The sequence below is a fragment of the Kitasatospora sp. NPDC058162 genome (assembly GCF_042884005.1).
Lineage (GTDB): Bacteria > Actinomycetota > Actinomycetes > Streptomycetales > Streptomycetaceae > Kitasatospora.
Genome location: NZ_JBHVUS010000007.1, coordinates 200327 through 215670 on the forward strand (window position 1 = coordinate 200327; position 15344 = coordinate 215670).

Sequence of the window (15344 nt, forward strand, 5' to 3'; positions counted from 1 at the left end):
GCCTAGTCCTACATGCAGGCGTTGATGTCAGCGGCTAATGGCGCGGCACGCGTCGGCTTGCACGTCGTACTGCCTCACAGCCGAGATGGGTGCGGTCCTCCGGGGCGCCTCCACCCTGATCCGCAAAAAACCGCCCAGGGGTCAATCGAGCCGGACTACCCTAGGCGCACCAATGACTGAGGCGGGTGCCTGTGGAGAGCACCCCAGCATCTCTGGGGGCGGACATGACAGATAGTTCGGACTTTCTCGGTACATTCAACGGCTACTGGCGCCGACCGCAGAGCGACTACAACGAAGCAATTCGCTCCTACCAAATCGTGCTTGATACAAACGTTCTTCTTCAGCTATATCGCTTCACCCCTCAGGCACGCACCGAGCTACTCGATGTACTCAAGGCGGCCCAAGACAGACTTTGGGTGCCGCACCAGGTCGCCTCAGAGTTCTATTCCCGCCGGATTGACGCCCTAAGAGAACATCTAGACCTTTATTCAAATATTCCACGCAACCTGATCTCCCTAAAGGCGAAGGCCCTTGAGGAGATTCACGCATTTGCCAAACGGAGCTCCATCACGCCAAAGGAAAAGGAGCGTTTGATACAACCTCTAGAGTCGTCATTTTCCACGATTCTCGAACATCTCGAGAATTACCGGAACAGCTTTGACCTCTCACTGGAAATAGTTACACGCCAAGACCCCATCCTGGAGGATCTGTCTCATATCTTCCAAGGTCGCACGGGCGAGGCGTTTACCGAATCCGAGATCGCCGAACATATCAAACGTTTCAGCGAGCGAGCCGCCTCGAAGATTCCACCGGGCTATAAGGATGCGGCAAAATCAGATAACGCCCATGGCGACTACTTTCTATGGGAGCAGACCCTGAGGATGGCGGAGTCTACCGGGAGGCCGATCCTCTTTGTCACCAATGACGAAAAAGAAGATTGGGTAAGGAAAGAAGCTGGATTCACCATCGGCGCTAGGCCCGAGCTGATTGCCGAAATCAAATCTAGAGCCAGTGTCGATTTTCTGATAGTCAACCTCGGCCTGTTCCTGCGCCACGCAAAGGATAGCTTGGGAACGGCAGTCAGTGATACCACGGTGGCACAGGCCCAAATTTCCGCCACTTCACCCGAGCATCTGATCGATATTGCATCGGACCGCTACTATAATCTCGTCTACAGCCTCAAGGAAGAGGCTAACCGACTTTCCGATATGCACAGAGCCGCCACTGAACTTGCATCGGATGCCTACCATATTGAGGACACCCAGGCCACTGTCGAGGCGGAGGATCGGGCAGCTGAAATACTGGATGAAATCAGAGCCGTGCATCTCCTCATCGAAAAGGTGCAGCGCCACACCAAGCGACCGTCTCGCGGTCGAGTACAAATCGATTTTCTGCCATTTCCAGCAGAGGAAATTAACAGGATTTCCCAATTCCTCACAGGATCAGGTCACACTGTCGGTGAGATCTCCGCGAGGACTAAACTCGACCACCCACTCTCGGCTCCGTACAGTAAAATCATCGAGAGTATAGGCGAGCCACCCATTGATCTTAGCTTCGATGGGAAGAGGCTGCGGCTGCTGTTTACCAAGCTGCCGGAAATCGGCGCACAAACTCGCACCCTGGCCAGTGAGGCTGGCTTTGATCTGCACATTCGCGATTCGAATGGCGGGCGTGCGACAGTGCTCGGTTCCCATGGGCATACTCCTCGCCCCAGGCATCCTCGAGCAGATGGCGCAGTGTGAATCTCTGAGAAGGCTGAGCCCGCAAGCCTGACTGTCGTTGACGTTGGGCTCTGCTGCCGCGGTCGGGCGAGGTCATCCCGACGCGCTGGAGGTCAGAGGCATGTGGCTGGCGAGGCTGGCAACTTGCCCCCGGGATCGTCCATCCTGTCTAGGTATCTACCTATGGAAGGAGCGGCCCAGTGCCCGAGCGGAGCCCGCGCGGTACGTACTTGCGGATTGCCGACGCATTGCGCGCCAGGATCAGCGGAGACTCCACCCTGGTATCGCTTCCATCAGAAGCCGACCTGGTGGAGGAGTATGGCGTGGCCCGCACCACGGTGAAGCGCGCCCTCGACGTCCTTGCGGCCGAGGGCTTGATCCGATCGCAGCCCGGCGTGGGGTGGCTCGTTGTCGGAGCCGCGCCCAAGGTTCCGGTGCTCGACCAACTCGCCGCCATGGTTCACAAACTCGGCGTCGACGCCGAGTTCCCGTCCGAGAAGGAACTCACCGAGGCGACCGGCGCCGCGCGGGGCACCGTCCGGCGCGCCCTCGCCCAGTTGGAGGGGGCCGGCGTTCTCGAAGTCCGTCACGGGAAGGGGCGGCGCGTCCGCGCACTTCCTGCCAACCACCTCTGATCACAGCCACCTAGGAGCGGATGCCGTCGTGTGGGCGTACGAGCTTGCCGAATCCCTTCTGTCCGCCGATCTGCCGCGCCGCTGGAACCACTCCAAGGGGGTGGCTAGCAAGGCACGCACCCTGGCCAGCATCCTCGGCCCGGATGCTGAGCTGTTGGAGTCCGCAGCGGTCCTGCACGACGTCGGCTACTCGCCGCGGATCGTCGACACCGGGTTCCACCCGCTCGACGGCGCCCGGTTCCTCCGCGCGGAGAACGTGGACGAGCGCGTCGTGCGCCTGGTCGCCCACCACTCCTGTGCCCTGCTCGAAGCCGAGGAACGGGGCCTTCGCCGGGAGTTGGAGGCGGAGTTCCCGCTGGAGGAACCCCACTTGGTCGACGCGCTGATCTACTGCGACATGACCACCACTCCGGACGGCACGCCGACGACGACGCCCGACCGGATCGCCGAGATCGTGGGCCGGTACGGACCCGACAGCGTCGTCGGCCGGTTCATCCGGCGCGCCGAGCCGGAGATCGATGGGGCAGCGCGGCGGGTCGAGGGCCGGCTGCTCCAGATCGGCACGTCGGCCTAACCGATGTACGGCTCCGTGCGGTCCGATGCCAAGCCGTGCTGGATCCGCAGCCGCATGGACGGGTGAATGTCCAGGTCGTCGAGGTCCGCTGGGTTCACCCAGCGGACCTCTTTCGACTCCGAACTCGTCCGCAGGACGCCACCGACAGGGCGTGCCCGGAAGCAGATGGAGAACTGCTGCCGGACCTCCCCGTCGTCGTAGGCCATGACGTGACCAGGGTCCGTGTAGAGGCCGACGACCGCAGCCACCTCGACGTCGATCCCCGTTTCCTCCCGGACCTCACGAACCACGGTGTCCGCCACGGACTCCCCGATGTCGTGCCCGCCACCGGGGAGGGCCCACAGGTTGTTGTCCGTCTTGTGGATCAGCAGCAGCCGCCCATCGGTGTCCGTCACGACGGCGGTAACGGAGGGCACAACGGAGTTCGCCGTCGGGGCGGCAGGGTCATGGAAGTAGTCGATGCGGCTCATGCGGCCTCACTTTCAAGGTGTGGCGAGGTGATGGCCCGGGAGCTCTCCCAGATCCGTTCGATGCTCGCCGCGTACGTGCTGAACAGCTCTCCGCCGGGCACCTGGGAAAGGTGCATCACCGGCGCCAGATAGGCGCCGACGCCGTAGACGTGTCCGTTGACGAGCAGGTCGTCATCGGCTCGGTAGAGCGAGTTGTAGAGCGTCGTCGAGTGGAGCCGGAACTCGACTCCGGGAACGCCGAACAGCGGCGCGTAGTTGGCGAGCGCGTTGCGAATCTTGCCCGCCATCGCCGGGCCGATCCCCTCATCCTCGCCCCGCTGGGCCACGCCCACGCAGTCGGGGTCGCCCAGCATGAGCCGTACGGGCACGCCGGCCTGCGCCTTCTCCCGAACGAGGCGGAAGAACAGCGGGTCCTCCGAGAGCCAGAATCCGGCGTACACCACCAGGTCGAAGTGCCGCGTGGACCTCGCGTAGAGGGACGTCCACAGCTCTTTCGGCACGACCGCGCGGTGTGGGTATAGCTTCACCAGCTCGGCCCGGCCGGCTTCCGCCGCCGCGCTGCTGGTCTGCTCGTCCGACCAGAGTTCCGACAGGTCTCGCTGCAACAGGTTGGCGAGCGCGTACTGGAAGCGCCTGTACGGCCGGCGCTCGTCCTTGGCCTCCACCCATCGCTCGACGGTTCGCGAGCTCACACCGAGCCGCTCCGCGATCTGCTCAATCGTCAAATTGCTGGCGAGGATTGCCCCTCGCAGCCTCTCATTGGCCATCTCGCCCTCCCCTGGACGATGGTGCGGCGCTTGGACGATCCGGGACGACTTCGACCGTAGCGAAGCCGGGCTGTAGCCGTCCAGACGCGCCGTGTTCCGACAGGGCCGCAGAGCCGAATCTATTGATGCGCGGCCGGGACTCACCGGCCAAACCAAACGAAGGACTTGACGAAGCGTCGGCTTCTCGGCATCGTAAGAGACATGTTCAACATGTCTCGCATCGCGAGGCTGGCGAACTGACAGCCCCTTCTTTGGGCTGCTCTGAACTGCGCAAACGCGCCTGTCGGAGTGGTGCAACAGCCCCTCCAAAGGGGCGTCTGTGAGCTGAGGCGGAGGACGCTGCAATCTCCGCAAAGGCCAGGGGACAGGGGCTTCGGCCCCGACTGGCGAGGTGGCCCGGTGACCGCGAGCAACGGCCGGAGAGTGGGGGCGTGGCCCCCCTTGCAGTGCGTTTCCCTTGCCCGCTCGACCGAAGGAGGTGTCCCGATGAAACGGATCGACCGCAAGAGACATAGGTCGCCTCACCGCGCCACTGGCCGGTGAGGCGTCGACCAGCGATCACGGTTCCCGGCGTCCCGCCGCCTCGGCGGAGGTACGTCGGGTCCGCGCGGACGCTCGTCGATCGTCCGGCCCCAACACGGCTGCGGTCCCGGTGCGGGAACACCGGGACCGCTCAGGGCCGCCCGAGTGAAGGAACACGACCCATGAAGCTGATTGTCGCAGGCCAGGATGCCGCGACGCCGGACGAGTTCGCGGAACTCGCCCTCGGCGTCGGCGTCGACGCCGAGCTGTTCACCGGTAGCGAGGACGAGACCGCCGAGGACCGGCGGGCCCGGCTCGATGCCGCGAGGGAGATCCTGCGGGACCTGGACGGGCCGGCGGCCCGGTTCGCGTCCGCGCTGATGCGCAAGGCGGAGCGCCGCCGGGTGCTGACCTGGAAGGCGGCGGCCTGATGAGCATTCGGCGCCTGCACTTGACGGGCACTCGCGTCCCGCACCGGACCGCCCGCCCGCTGGCCACCCGGCTTGCCGAGTACCGACCGGACCCGGACGGCGCCCTGCCCGGGGCTGCCTGCACCGGCGCCGACTCCGACCTGTTCTACCCGGAGCCCGACGAGGACACCGAGGTCACCGAGGACGCGACCGCGGCGGCCTGGTGGGCCGAGCGCCGCGCCAAGATGATCTGCGCCGGCTGCCCGGTCCGCACGATGTGCCTGGAACTGGCGCTGGAGCGCCACGAGAAGCACGGCATCTTCGGCGGGCTGACCACGGCCGAGCGGGACGCGCTGCACCAGCGTCGGCTCCGGGCTGCCGCCCGTGCGCGCCGCGCCCTCGGGGGTGCTGCGTGACGACGATGGCCGCCCCCACGGGCATTTCAACCCCGGCCGCATCGGCTTCAACCACGCAGCCGACCGCTTCAACCACGCGGCCCACCGGCCGGGGTGCGCTGATGCTGGGGCTGACGGTCCTCGCCGCGCTCGGCGGCGCAGCCCTGGCCGGCATCGGGTTCAGCGGCTCCTACTCGGCGCTACAGCAGCTCGGTTTCAAGCACGGCTTCGGGGATTTCAGCTACGCGTTCCCGGTCGGCGTGGACGCCGGGATCGTGGCCCTGCTCGCGATGGATCTGCACCTGATCCGCAAGGGCACCCCGTGGCCGATGCTCCGGCTGCTGGCCCACGGTTTCACCGCCGCCACGATCTACTTCAACGCCGCCTCCGCCGGTCCGCTGCTGGCCGATCCGACCGGCACGGCGATGCACGCCGCGATCCCGGTGATGTTCGTGGCGGTGGTTGAGGCCGGGCGGCGCCTGGTCATCCGGATCACCCGGATTGAGGCCGGCCACCAGCGCGACGGCGTGCCCGTGCACCGCTGGCTGCTCGCCCCGTGGCCGTCGTTTCGCATGTACCGCAGGATGCGCCTGAACGGCATCTCCAGCTACAACCGGGCGGTCGAGCTGGAGCGCGAACGGCTCGTCTACCGGGTGATGCTGGAGCGCGAGCACGGCGGCGACTGGCACAAGGCCCCCGCTGACCAGCGACTCCCGCTCACCATGGAGCGCTTCGGGCTGAGCGTGGACGAGGCCTTGGCCCTGCCGATAGAGGCCGAGGAGAGCGCCCGACTGCGGGCCGAACGGCAGGCCGCGTTCGAGGCCGAGGTCACCGCCCGCGCCGAGACCCGCACCGCCGAAGCGCAGATCTCCAGCCTGCGCACGGCCGGCCGGATCGAGGCCGCCGGCTACGAGGTCGGCGCCGAGACCGCCACCGCCCGCGCCCAGGCCCAGGCCCGCACCCTGGCCGCCAGCCGCGAGGCCGAAGCCGCCGAACGGCTCGACCAGGCCGAGGAGGAGCTGAAGGCCGCCGCCGCCGAGCAGGACGCCGCCGAAGCCCGCCGGCGCGCCGCTGAAACCGAACGCACCGCCGCTGAAACGGAACAGGCCGCCGCTGAAACGCGGCGCCGCGCCGCTGAAACGGACCGCGAGGCCGCGGCCGTCGAACGGGCCCAAGCCGAGGACGAGCAGGCCGCCCAGGACGCCCGACTGCGCGCCGCTGAAACGGCCAAGGCCGCCGCTGAAATCGAAGAGGCCACCGCTGAAACGGGCAAGCGCACGGCCGAAGCCGAGCGCGACACGGCCGCCGCCCGACGCACCCGCGCGGACGAGGAAGAGGCCGAGCAGAACGCCCGGCTTCGTGCCGCTGAAACCCGCGCACGCGCCGCTGAAACCGAACTGCGCGCGGTCGAAGCGGAAGACGCCGCGAAGCTGACCCCCGCCGCCCGCGCCACCCGCCGCGTCGCCCGGATGATCCTCGCCGCCGGCGGCAACCCCGCCGCCGTCGAACTCAAGGACATCGCCGACGCCCTCGACGTCTCCCCCGCCACCGCCTCGACGCGCCGCACCGAGGCCGCCGAACTGCTCGCCTCCGGCTACACCCCCCACGCCCTCACCGCCTGAACCGGGAGAACCCCGCCATGAACACCGACCACATCCCGGCCCCGCCACCGGAGTTCGAGCAGACCCGGGTCGTGGACGTCTTCCCGCTCCACGGCTTCACCTGCGCCCACACCAGCAACGACGACGGCACCGCCCACTGGTGGCACCTGTTCACCACCGCCGGCCGCTCGCTCGGATCCACCAACCGCCCCGAGCTGATCGGCTCCCTCATCCAGCAGACCCGCTGACCATGAACGGAGCCAACATGACCAGCATCCGCGCGGCCCGCTTCGCCGCCACCTACGCCCTGCTGCGGTCGGCGGCGGACGTGGCGGACCACTGGGTCCAGAGCGACCACCAGGCCACCACCAAGGGCCAGAGCGGGGCGGCCGGCCGCCGGGCCTGCGCCGCCCACGTCGCCTCCTACGCCGCCGTCCAGGCCGCCGCGCTGCTCGGCGGCGCCCGGCTGCTGGGCCTGCGGCTGCGGCCCGCCCCGGTCGCCGCCGCGCTCGCCCTCTCCGCGACCACGCACTACATCGCCGACCGGCGCGAGCCCCTGCGCCAGCTGGCCGACGCCACCGGCAAGGGGCGGTTCGTCCGCCTCGCCGACCACGGCATGAACGGCGCGTACGCGCTGGACCAGGCGTGGCACCACGCCTTCGAGACGGCCGCTGCCCTCATCACTTCCATCTGACCGCCCCGGAGGTCCGCCATGGCCCGCATCCGCACCACCAAGTTGCAGATACCCGCACAGCGCGGCCGGCGGGGAGCGCCCGCCGCGCACGTGGTCAACCTCGACCGGGGCACCGCCCCGGTCGTGCTCGTCGTCCCCCAACAGCCCTCCCTCGCCGGGCGGTTGGCGCTCGCGACCGGCCGCGCGCTGTGGCGCCGGCGGGTCGCGTGGGCGCCCACCTGGTTCGGGATCGGCGTCTTCGCGGCGGCCGGCGTGCTGTCCATCGCCGGGACGCCCATCGCGCTCGTCTTCGCTGTCCCGGCCCTGCTGCTGCCGGGCGGGTGGGCGCTGATCGTCCACCGGCACCCGCGCTCCGCCGTGCGCCGCAAGGCCCGCGCCCGCACCCGGACCGTCTCGGCCTGGTCGCTCGGCCTCGCCTGGTCGGCGCTCGCGGTCTGGTTCGGCCCCGCGAACGGCCTGCTCGCCGCCGCGTGGCTGGCTGGCACCGTGACCGCGCAGACGCTCTGGTGGCGGAGTCGCCGCACGCTCGCCACCACCCCGCTCGACGCCCCGCAGTCCTGAACTCCCCTTGGAGGAAGCACAGATGAGCACCCCTCCCGGCAACCCGAGCAGCCCGTTCCCGCCCCCGCGCCGCTCCGGCAACGGCGGCAACGGCGGCGGCGCGAGCGGTGGCAAGACCCCGCCGCCGAGCGGCGGCAACTCCCGTACCCGCGTCGGGCCGAGCTACCACTTCAACTACACCCGCAACACGGCCGGCGGCGGTGGTGGCGGTGCCGCGTACGGCGGCCGGGGCCCCGGTGGTCCGGGCCCGGCGGCGGGCGGGATCGGCTCCCCGACCGGCGGCGGCCGAGGCTCGGGCACCGGGCCGAACTACTCCCCGCTCGGTGACCCGGAGTTCTTCACCAACGCCGACGTGCGCAACTACTGCGAGCAGGGCCGCTCGGCCATGTCCCGAGTCTCGTTCGACCTGGCCATGGCCTACGAGCTGCTGAGCGCCGTGCTCAAGGAAGTCCCCGACGCCGATGGCCGCCCGTTCGGCTCCCTGACCCGCGCCCGGCGGGTCGCCAAGCACCTGAAGAAGGCCGCCGACGACGCGAAGGACTGCGCCGCCGAGATCGCCCGCACCTACGCCGCGTTCCAGCGTGAGTACGACCCCGAGATCTCCCGCGTGGCCCAGCCCCGCCGACAGCCCCGCCGCAAGTTCGACTTCGGCGGCTGACCCGCCCCTGATCCCCGGCCGGGGCAGGGCGCGCACAGCCCACCACCCCGCCATCGGTCGAGTGAGCTGTGCCGCGCGCTGCCCCAGCCGGGCCCCTCCCCACCCCACGCCCCGCAGCCCAGGGAGGCCGCCCGTGCGCCGCCACCAGCCCCAGACCCTCGCCCACCTCGACACCGGCCAGACCGGCTACCTGCACCTCGACCCCAACCAGCACGCCGGCGGCGTCGGCGAGTACTTGCTCCACCGCATGAAGCCCTACCTGCCGCCGTGGATCGTCGCCGGTGGCACCGGGATCCTGTCGCTGCCCGCGAACGTCATGTGGGGCGAGTCCGCCGCTGCTGCGGTCGGGCTCACTCTCGCCTCGCTCGGCCTCACGGCCGCCACCTGGTGGGCGGGCAAGCCCACCAGCCAGCAGCGCCGCCTGCACTCCGCCATCACCGTTGCGGCCGGGACGTCGTGGTTCACCGCCGCGGCCCTCGCCGGGCCCGCAGCCGGCCCCCTGCCCAGCCTCTACCTGATAGGGGGATCGGCGCTCGCGGCGACGTGGAACATCCGCCAGCTGCTGCGGGTCAACCCCGAGGGCGCAGGCGAGGGCGCCGACAAGGGACTGTTGGAGAAGGTCGGGCTCGCCAAGACCATGGTCACCTCGGCCACGGTGCAGCCGAACAAGGCGACGTTCGGTCTCCAGCTCCCCGGCGGCGAACTGACCCCGGACGACGTGTCCAAGGCCCTGCCCAAGCTGGCCAGCGCGCTGCGGGTCGCCAAGAACGCCGTACGGATGACCCCGGACGCCGACGACTCGTCCAAGGCCGTGCTCACCGTGGTGCCCAACGACCTGCTCAAGGCTGGCGCCCCCTACCCGGGCCCGTCCTACCCGGGCGGCTCCATCGCCGACCCGATCCACGTCGGGATCTACGAGGACGGCGCCGACATGGCGATGTTCTTCCCCGGCGACCCCGACGCCGGCCGCAACGCCATGCACCTGCTGATCATGGGGATGACCGGCTCCGGCAAGTCCGAGGGCGGCCTCACCGCGCTGACCGAGGTCATCACCCGCCGCGACGTCATCGTGTGGGCGTCCGACCCCGCCAAGGCGGAGCAGACCCTCGGCCCGCTGCTGCCCGCGATCGACTGGGCCGCGCTCACCATGGACGACACCAAGGCCCAGATCACGGCGCTCAAGGCCGTGATCCCGGCCCGCACGTCCTGGCTGGCCAAGTACGGCTACAAGCAGTGGGAACCCGCCTGCGCCGAGACGCAGGCGGACGGCTCTCCGGGCATGCCCTACCTGCTCTACTGGGCCGAGGAAGCCGCCAAGACCATCCGCGAGACCGACGACGACGTGTTCACCGGCCCCGCGCAGGAAGCCCGTTCCGCCGGTATCGGCCTCGTCATCTCGCTCCAGCGCGCCTCCGGGACGCAGATCAGCACCGACACGCGCGCCTCCCTCGGCTCCAGTTGGGTGTTCGGCCTGCGTGACGACCGCGACGCCATGTTCGCCCTGCCCGACGAGGCCATGGACGCCGGTGCCTCCCCGCAGGCGTGGAAGGACAAGAAGCCCGGCTACTCCTACCTGACCGCGAACGGCATCCCGGAGACGTTCTGGGCCACCCCGGGCCGCTCCTACCTCACCCCGGTGGACGCCATCGCCCGGGCCGTCGCCGAGTTCGCCAGCATCCGCGCCCAGTGCGACCCGGTCACCGCCAAGGCCGCGGCGAACGCGGTCGGCCCGGCCTTCACCCAGCGCACCCGCTACCCGCTTCCCGCCCTGCCCGCCGCCGCGGGCGAGCAGGACGGCGGCATCTACGAGGAGAACACCCCGGTGGACTACGACTACGACCTCACCGCCGACGAGGACGGCGAGGACGAAGACGGGTGGATCGACCCCGACGCCGAACTCCCGCCCGTCCAGCGGGTGGTGGAGATCGCCCCGCCCGAGGTCCCGCCGCGCACCAAGCTCGGCCAGAACGAGGCCCGGCAGGCCATGGCCGAGATCCTGGCCGAGTTCGAGGCCGCCGGCCACACCGAGATCGGCCCGGTCGACTTCATGGAGCACTGCGACCGCTTCCACCGCTCCCGCCAGTGGGTCTCCTCCCAGGTCTCCGAGATGGTCATCAAGGGCCGTCTGCGCGAGACCGACACCGCCGGCCGCTACGAGATCATCCCGCTCCAGCCGGCCGCCGCCTGAACCCGCCTGTCAGGTGACAGGCGCCAGTCGGTGACTGTCACCTCGGGCCGATTTCCCCAGGTAACGCGTGCGCGCGAGGGGTGACAGTCGGCGACTGTCACCCCTCTGTCACCCCTCCTGGCACCTGATCTTGACCCCCCCTTTCACACCCCGTCGACCGCATCCCGGGAGCCGCCCCGGAGCACCCGGAAGGACCCCCTTCGTGATCGTCACCGTCTCCTCCGCCCTGCTGTTCGCGATCATCACCGTCGTCCTCGTCCGCTCCCAGCGCGTCAGCGCCGGAAGCGCCGTCCTCATCTGGCTGTCCGGCTTCACCATCGCCGGCACCGGCCTCGCCGGACCCGTCAACAGCGCCCTCAACTCCATCGCCCACTACGTCGCCACCCTCCACTGAACCCACCCCAACTCAACGACTGGAGAAGCACCGTGGACCACACCACCGCCCCGCAGCCGTTCGCCGCCCCGGTGCTCTACACCCCGGACGGCACCCCCTACTACGCCACCCAGACCCCGCCCATAGCGGCGCCCCTCGCCCTCTACCACCCGTCCGCACCGCTCCCGGCCCCGATCCACCAGCCCGGGCCCGCCCTCGCCTACCTGCCCGCCCAGCACGCGCCCGCCATCGCGCCGGTCCCGGTACGCGACCCGTGGCCCGCCCGCCTGCTCGCCGGCGGCATCGGCATCGGCGGCGCCGGACTTGGCGTCGGCTTCCTGCTCCAGACCCTCGCCGCCGCCACCACCGGTCTCGGCCTGCTCGTCGCCGCCCTCGGCGTCCTCTACCTCCTCAAGAACGGCGGCGGGGGCGGTAGGGGCGGGCAGGGCGCCGTGAACGTGAGCGTCAACGTCACCAACCGCAACCGCTGACCCCTGGAGATCACCGTGTCCTACTGCGACGAATGCGACGCCTGGGGCTGCCCCGGTCACTACTGCGACGAATGCGCCGACGAGAACTGCCCTGGCCACGAGCTGTGCGAGGACTGCTCCGACGACATCTGCACCGAGTGCGACGGCTGCTCCTGCGAGGACTCGTACTGCGACGGCCCGCACCACTGACCGGCCCGCCCGACCGGCCGTGCCGCCCGGACCACCGCCGCAACCAGCGGCCGGGGCCCGGGCGGTGCGGGGGACGGGCAGACCCGCTCCCGACACCACCGATGCCCTGGGAGGCACCCGTGTCCGTGGGAGAAACCCCGATCACCGTCGTCGGCAACCTCACCGACGACCCCGAACTCCGCTTCACCCCGCAGGGAACCGCGATGGCGCGCTTCACCATCGCCTCCACCCCCCGCACCTACGACAAGGCCAGCGGGCAGTGGAAGGACGGCACCACGCTGTTCCTGCGCGCCACCGCCTGGCGCGAGATGGCCGAGCACATCACCGAGTCCCTGACCAAGGGCATGCGCGTCGTCGTCACCGGCCGCCTCGTGCAGCACAACTGGAAGACCGACCAGGGCGAGAACCGCTCCATGCTCGGCCTCGACATCGACGAGGTCGGCCCCAGCCTGCGCTTCGCCACCGCCAAGGTCACCAAGGCCCAGCGCACCAGCGGCGCCCCGACCGCCCGCCCGGCCGACGAGTGGTCCACCGCGGCGCCGAGCGCGCCCGCCGCCCAGTGGAGCGGCGCCCCGGCCGGCGGTGGCGACGAGCCGCCGTTCTAGCCGAACCACACCCCCGAGCAGCACAAAAGGGCCCCGCAGCAGACGGCCATCCCGGCAAGGTCGTCCGGCTGCTGCGGGGCCCGTCCGATCCCCTCTCAGAGACCAGAGGACTCCAGCATGCCCCAGTTCACCAACGGCACGCTCGCCTTCGTCGACGACGTCCACGACCGCGAGCACGCCTCCAACGGCGACTCCCGCTACGGCTCCTACCTCGCCCGCAACGCGCGCCTGCTGCACGACGACGGACAGCCGCTCACCGCCGCCGAGTTCGCGTGCAGCGCCTGGCAGATCGCCACCAGCCCGGTCATGTCCCCCGGTTACGTGCGCATCCGCCCCGACCTGCACAACATCACCGTCGTCTCCGCCACCGGCGACAACCGCGACGTGGCACTGCGCATCGAGATGCCCCTGCGGCACGCCGCCCTCGCCCACCGGCCCGACCGCCGCCTGAACGACTGGCAGCCCGACCTGTGGAGCACCGACCGCGGCCCATTCCAGCGCCTCTTCGAGCCGGACGCCGACAAAGCCCTGCTCCTGACCACCGCCACCCTGCTCCTCCCCGTGCCCGACCACCTGCTGATCGAACCCGGCTCCGCCAAGCCGGGCCAGATCATGACGATCGAGGCCAAGTCGGTGGTCAAGGAACTGACCATCTGGGCCAACGCCCACGCCCACCTGGTCAACGACCTGCTCGGGGGCGCCCGATGACCGCGCTCGCCCTCGCGCTCCGCCCGGCGGCCGAGTGGCTACCCGCCCGGCCGTGGAACGGCATGACCGTGCTGGACGCCTACTGCAACATCGGCGGCGCCGGCATGGGGTTCTGGCTGGCCGGGTTCGACGTCGTCGGCGTCGACATCCTCGACCAGCCCCGCTACCCCTTCCCGTTCCTGCACGGCGACGCGATCGAGACCATCACCGCCCACGGCGAGCGGTTCGACCTGATCTCCGCCGGACCGCCCTGCCAGTTCGACTGCACCCTGACCGCGGGTACCAACCAGGCTCGCCGCGACCGGTATGCGGACCTGCTGGAACCCACCCGCGAGGCGCTGGAGTCCACCAGCCGCCCGTACGTCATCGAGCAGCCCCCCGGCCGCGCCTCCCGCCGCATGCGGGCCGATCTGAAGCTGTGCGGGGAGATGTTCGGCCTGCGTGTCATCCGGCACCGGATCTTCGAGCTTGGGGGCTGGTTCGCCCTCCAGCCCCCGCACGTCCCGCACCGGGGTCGCACGGCCGGCTACCGGCACGGCGTCCGGTACGAGGGCCGGTACTTCCAGGTCTACGGCAACGGCGGCGGCAAGGGCACCGTGCCTGAGTGGCAGAACGCCATGGGCATCCACTGGACCACCGACCGCCGGGAGTTGGCCGAGGCCATCCCACCAGCCTACACGCGTTTCATCGGCGAGCACGCGCTGCTGCACCTCAGTTCCGAAGCACCTGGTGCGCGACGGGTGCAGGCGCGTCCGCCCGCCTCAGGCGGTGACTTCGCCGCGGTGGGTGCGCCAGTGGGCCTCAAGCCACCGCAGGTGCCCGTCCGCTAGCCCGATCGCGGGTGCGACACCGTGAAGACCCCCATAGGCGGGGTAGGCACGCAGATCCTCCGAGACGTCGATCGTCAGGCGGCCCGGGTGCACGGCGAGATGCCCCAGGTCGAACAGCCGATGGACGTCCCGGCGCAGCAGCAGGCCGCCGTCGTCATGGTGGCGCCCGTCGAGCGCGTAGCTGTACAGGTGGGCGGCTTCCAGTACGGCGGCCGGTGCGGGCCCGGTGAACGAGCACACCTCGCCGTGGTCCGCCAGCAGCCGGCGCCTGAACGCGGCTTGCCCTATGCGGGCGCGCACCGTCGCGCTGCGGTGGCCACCGGCGATGGCGTGGCGTGCGGCGTCGGCGATCCGCACGGTGGTCACCGTGCCGGTCTCGGCGATCGCTGCCCGCAGGCGTTCCCACTGAAGTGAGCGCAGACTGTGCTGCGACTTCGGGGAGTCGCACAGGGCTCGCAGCACGGAGCCGGGAAGCACGCCTGCCATGTCGACCCAGGCGGAACCGTGCCGCGACCGATAGGTCGTCACGTCCTTGTGGTGCGTTTTCGGCTCGTCGAACTGTGCCTCGCACTTGCGGCAGGAGTACCGAAGTTCCTGCTTCTTGCGGGGATAGAAGTCCGCCTTGCCGCACACCGGGCAGCTGTGGACGGGTTTGACGGCCTGTCCGATGTCGATCCGTTCGATCACCGAGATGCCGAGCAACACCTTGGCGTCCCAGAGCGCGATCACGTCACCGACCGCAAGGCGCCCGTGGTTGGGCACCGTGCTGTCCCAGCTGTAGTGCTCGGACGGGCTGTCGTCGTAGCCGTCGTTGCCCCCGTGCAGCCGGTCCTCGCCCACCGACAACGCCAGCCACGCACCCATATCGTCCCCTCCCTGCCGTCCACGGCCATTGCCGCGCTCACCCCGCGGCCCTCGGTCCAACCTAGCCAGCCCCACCGACACAGAGGGG

General features: G+C 69.8%; 20 protein-coding genes. 17 read left to right on the forward strand and 3 right to left on the reverse strand.

Annotation, left to right across the window (positions count from 1 at the left end):
• Positions 1-224: 224 nt before the first annotated feature.
• The 3 genes from ACFVXG_RS16520 (at position 225) to ACFVXG_RS16530 (ending at position 2930) form a co-directional block, all read left to right on the forward strand.
• On the forward strand, positions 225-1742 hold the full coding sequence (locus ACFVXG_RS16520) for a PIN domain-containing protein (RefSeq protein WP_387928118.1): 1518 nt from the start codon (positions 225-227) through the stop codon (positions 1740-1742).
• 179 nt (positions 1743-1921) lie between these two features.
• Positions 1922-2356: a GntR family transcriptional regulator gene (locus ACFVXG_RS16525; protein WP_387928120.1), complete on the forward strand. Its 435-nt coding sequence runs from the start codon at positions 1922-1924 to the stop codon at positions 2354-2356.
• Positions 2357-2384: 28 nt separating this feature from the next.
• A complete protein-coding gene (locus tag ACFVXG_RS16530) occupies positions 2385-2930 on the forward strand; it encodes an HD domain-containing protein (protein ID WP_387928122.1) in 546 nt (181 codons plus the stop codon).
• Here the strand turns inward: ACFVXG_RS16530 and ACFVXG_RS16535 are convergent.
• Both ACFVXG_RS16535 and ACFVXG_RS16540 read right to left on the reverse strand, forming a co-directional pair.
• Positions 2927-3400: an NUDIX hydrolase gene (locus tag ACFVXG_RS16535; protein WP_387928124.1), complete on the reverse strand. Its 474-nt coding sequence runs from the start codon at positions 3398-3400 to the stop codon at positions 2927-2929. The two genes, ACFVXG_RS16530 and ACFVXG_RS16535, sit on opposite strands and share 4 nt — an antisense overlap.
• Complete coding sequence (locus ACFVXG_RS16540; protein ID WP_387928126.1) at positions 3397-4167, reverse strand: helix-turn-helix domain-containing protein; 771 nt, start codon at positions 4165-4167, stop codon at positions 3397-3399. Before ACFVXG_RS16540 ends, ACFVXG_RS16535 begins: the two co-directional genes overlap by 4 nt.
• Positions 4168-4871: 704 nt before the next feature.
• Here ACFVXG_RS16540 and ACFVXG_RS16545 point away from each other — a divergent pair.
• The 14 genes from ACFVXG_RS16545 to ACFVXG_RS16610 all read left to right on the forward strand — a co-directional run bounded on the left by ACFVXG_RS16545 (position 4872) and on the right by ACFVXG_RS16610 (position 14392).
• On the forward strand, positions 4872-5120 hold the full coding sequence (locus ACFVXG_RS16545) for a hypothetical protein (RefSeq protein WP_387928127.1): 249 nt from the start codon (positions 4872-4874) through the stop codon (positions 5118-5120).
• Positions 5120-5515: a WhiB family transcriptional regulator gene (locus ACFVXG_RS16550; protein WP_387928129.1), complete on the forward strand. Its 396-nt coding sequence runs from the start codon at positions 5120-5122 to the stop codon at positions 5513-5515. The genes ACFVXG_RS16545 and ACFVXG_RS16550 overlap by 1 nt, the downstream gene beginning before the upstream one ends.
• Positions 5516-5616: 101 nt before the next feature.
• Positions 5617-7116, forward strand: coding sequence for a DUF2637 domain-containing protein (locus tag ACFVXG_RS16555; protein WP_387928131.1), 1500 nt, complete (start codon positions 5617-5619; stop codon positions 7114-7116).
• 17 nt (positions 7117-7133) lie between these two features.
• Positions 7134-7343 (forward strand): hypothetical protein, encoded by a 210-nt coding sequence (locus ACFVXG_RS16560; RefSeq protein ID WP_387928132.1) that lies wholly within the window; start codon positions 7134-7136, stop codon positions 7341-7343.
• Between the two features lie 17 nt (positions 7344-7360).
• Positions 7361-7789: a hypothetical protein gene (locus tag ACFVXG_RS16565; protein WP_387928134.1), complete on the forward strand. Its 429-nt coding sequence runs from the start codon at positions 7361-7363 to the stop codon at positions 7787-7789.
• Positions 7790-7807: 18 nt separating this feature from the next.
• Positions 7808-8350, forward strand: a complete 543-nt coding sequence (locus ACFVXG_RS16570; protein WP_387928135.1) for a hypothetical protein — start codon at positions 7808-7810, stop codon at positions 8348-8350.
• A gap of 22 nt (positions 8351-8372) precedes the next feature.
• The gene (gene traA / locus ACFVXG_RS16575; protein WP_387928136.1) at positions 8373-9008 is read left to right on the forward strand and encodes a plasmid transfer protein TraA; all 636 of its coding nucleotides are present in this window, start codon (positions 8373-8375) and stop codon (positions 9006-9008) included.
• Positions 9009-9141: 133 nt separating this feature from the next.
• Entirely contained in the window at positions 9142-11196 is a 2055-nt protein-coding gene (gene traB, locus ACFVXG_RS16580) for a plasmid transfer protein TraB (RefSeq protein WP_387928138.1), read from the forward strand.
• A gap of 202 nt (positions 11197-11398) precedes the next feature.
• Positions 11399-11590, forward strand: coding sequence for a hypothetical protein (locus ACFVXG_RS16585; protein WP_380550861.1), 192 nt, complete (start codon positions 11399-11401; stop codon positions 11588-11590).
• A gap of 32 nt (positions 11591-11622) precedes the next feature.
• Positions 11623-12060: a hypothetical protein gene (locus tag ACFVXG_RS16590; RefSeq protein WP_387928140.1), complete on the forward strand. Its 438-nt coding sequence runs from the start codon at positions 11623-11625 to the stop codon at positions 12058-12060.
• Between the two features lie 15 nt (positions 12061-12075).
• A complete protein-coding gene (locus ACFVXG_RS16595) occupies positions 12076-12249 on the forward strand; it encodes a hypothetical protein (RefSeq protein ID WP_387928142.1) in 174 nt (57 codons plus the stop codon).
• Between the two features lie 119 nt (positions 12250-12368).
• Positions 12369-12854: a single-stranded DNA-binding protein gene (locus ACFVXG_RS16600; RefSeq protein ID WP_387928144.1), complete on the forward strand. Its 486-nt coding sequence runs from the start codon at positions 12369-12371 to the stop codon at positions 12852-12854.
• Positions 12855-12971: 117 nt separating this feature from the next.
• Positions 12972-13562, forward strand: coding sequence for a hypothetical protein (locus ACFVXG_RS16605; RefSeq protein ID WP_387928146.1), 591 nt, complete (start codon positions 12972-12974; stop codon positions 13560-13562).
• Entirely contained in the window at positions 13559-14392 is an 834-nt protein-coding gene (locus tag ACFVXG_RS16610; RefSeq protein ID WP_387928147.1) for a DNA methylase, read from the forward strand. The genes ACFVXG_RS16605 and ACFVXG_RS16610 overlap by 4 nt, the downstream gene beginning before the upstream one ends.
• Here ACFVXG_RS16610 and ACFVXG_RS16615 read toward each other — a convergent pair.
• Entirely contained in the window at positions 14324-15256 is a 933-nt protein-coding gene (locus tag ACFVXG_RS16615) for an HNH endonuclease (RefSeq protein WP_387928149.1), read from the reverse strand. The two genes, ACFVXG_RS16610 and ACFVXG_RS16615, sit on opposite strands and share 69 nt — an antisense overlap.
• Between the last annotated feature and the right edge of the window lie 88 nt (positions 15257-15344).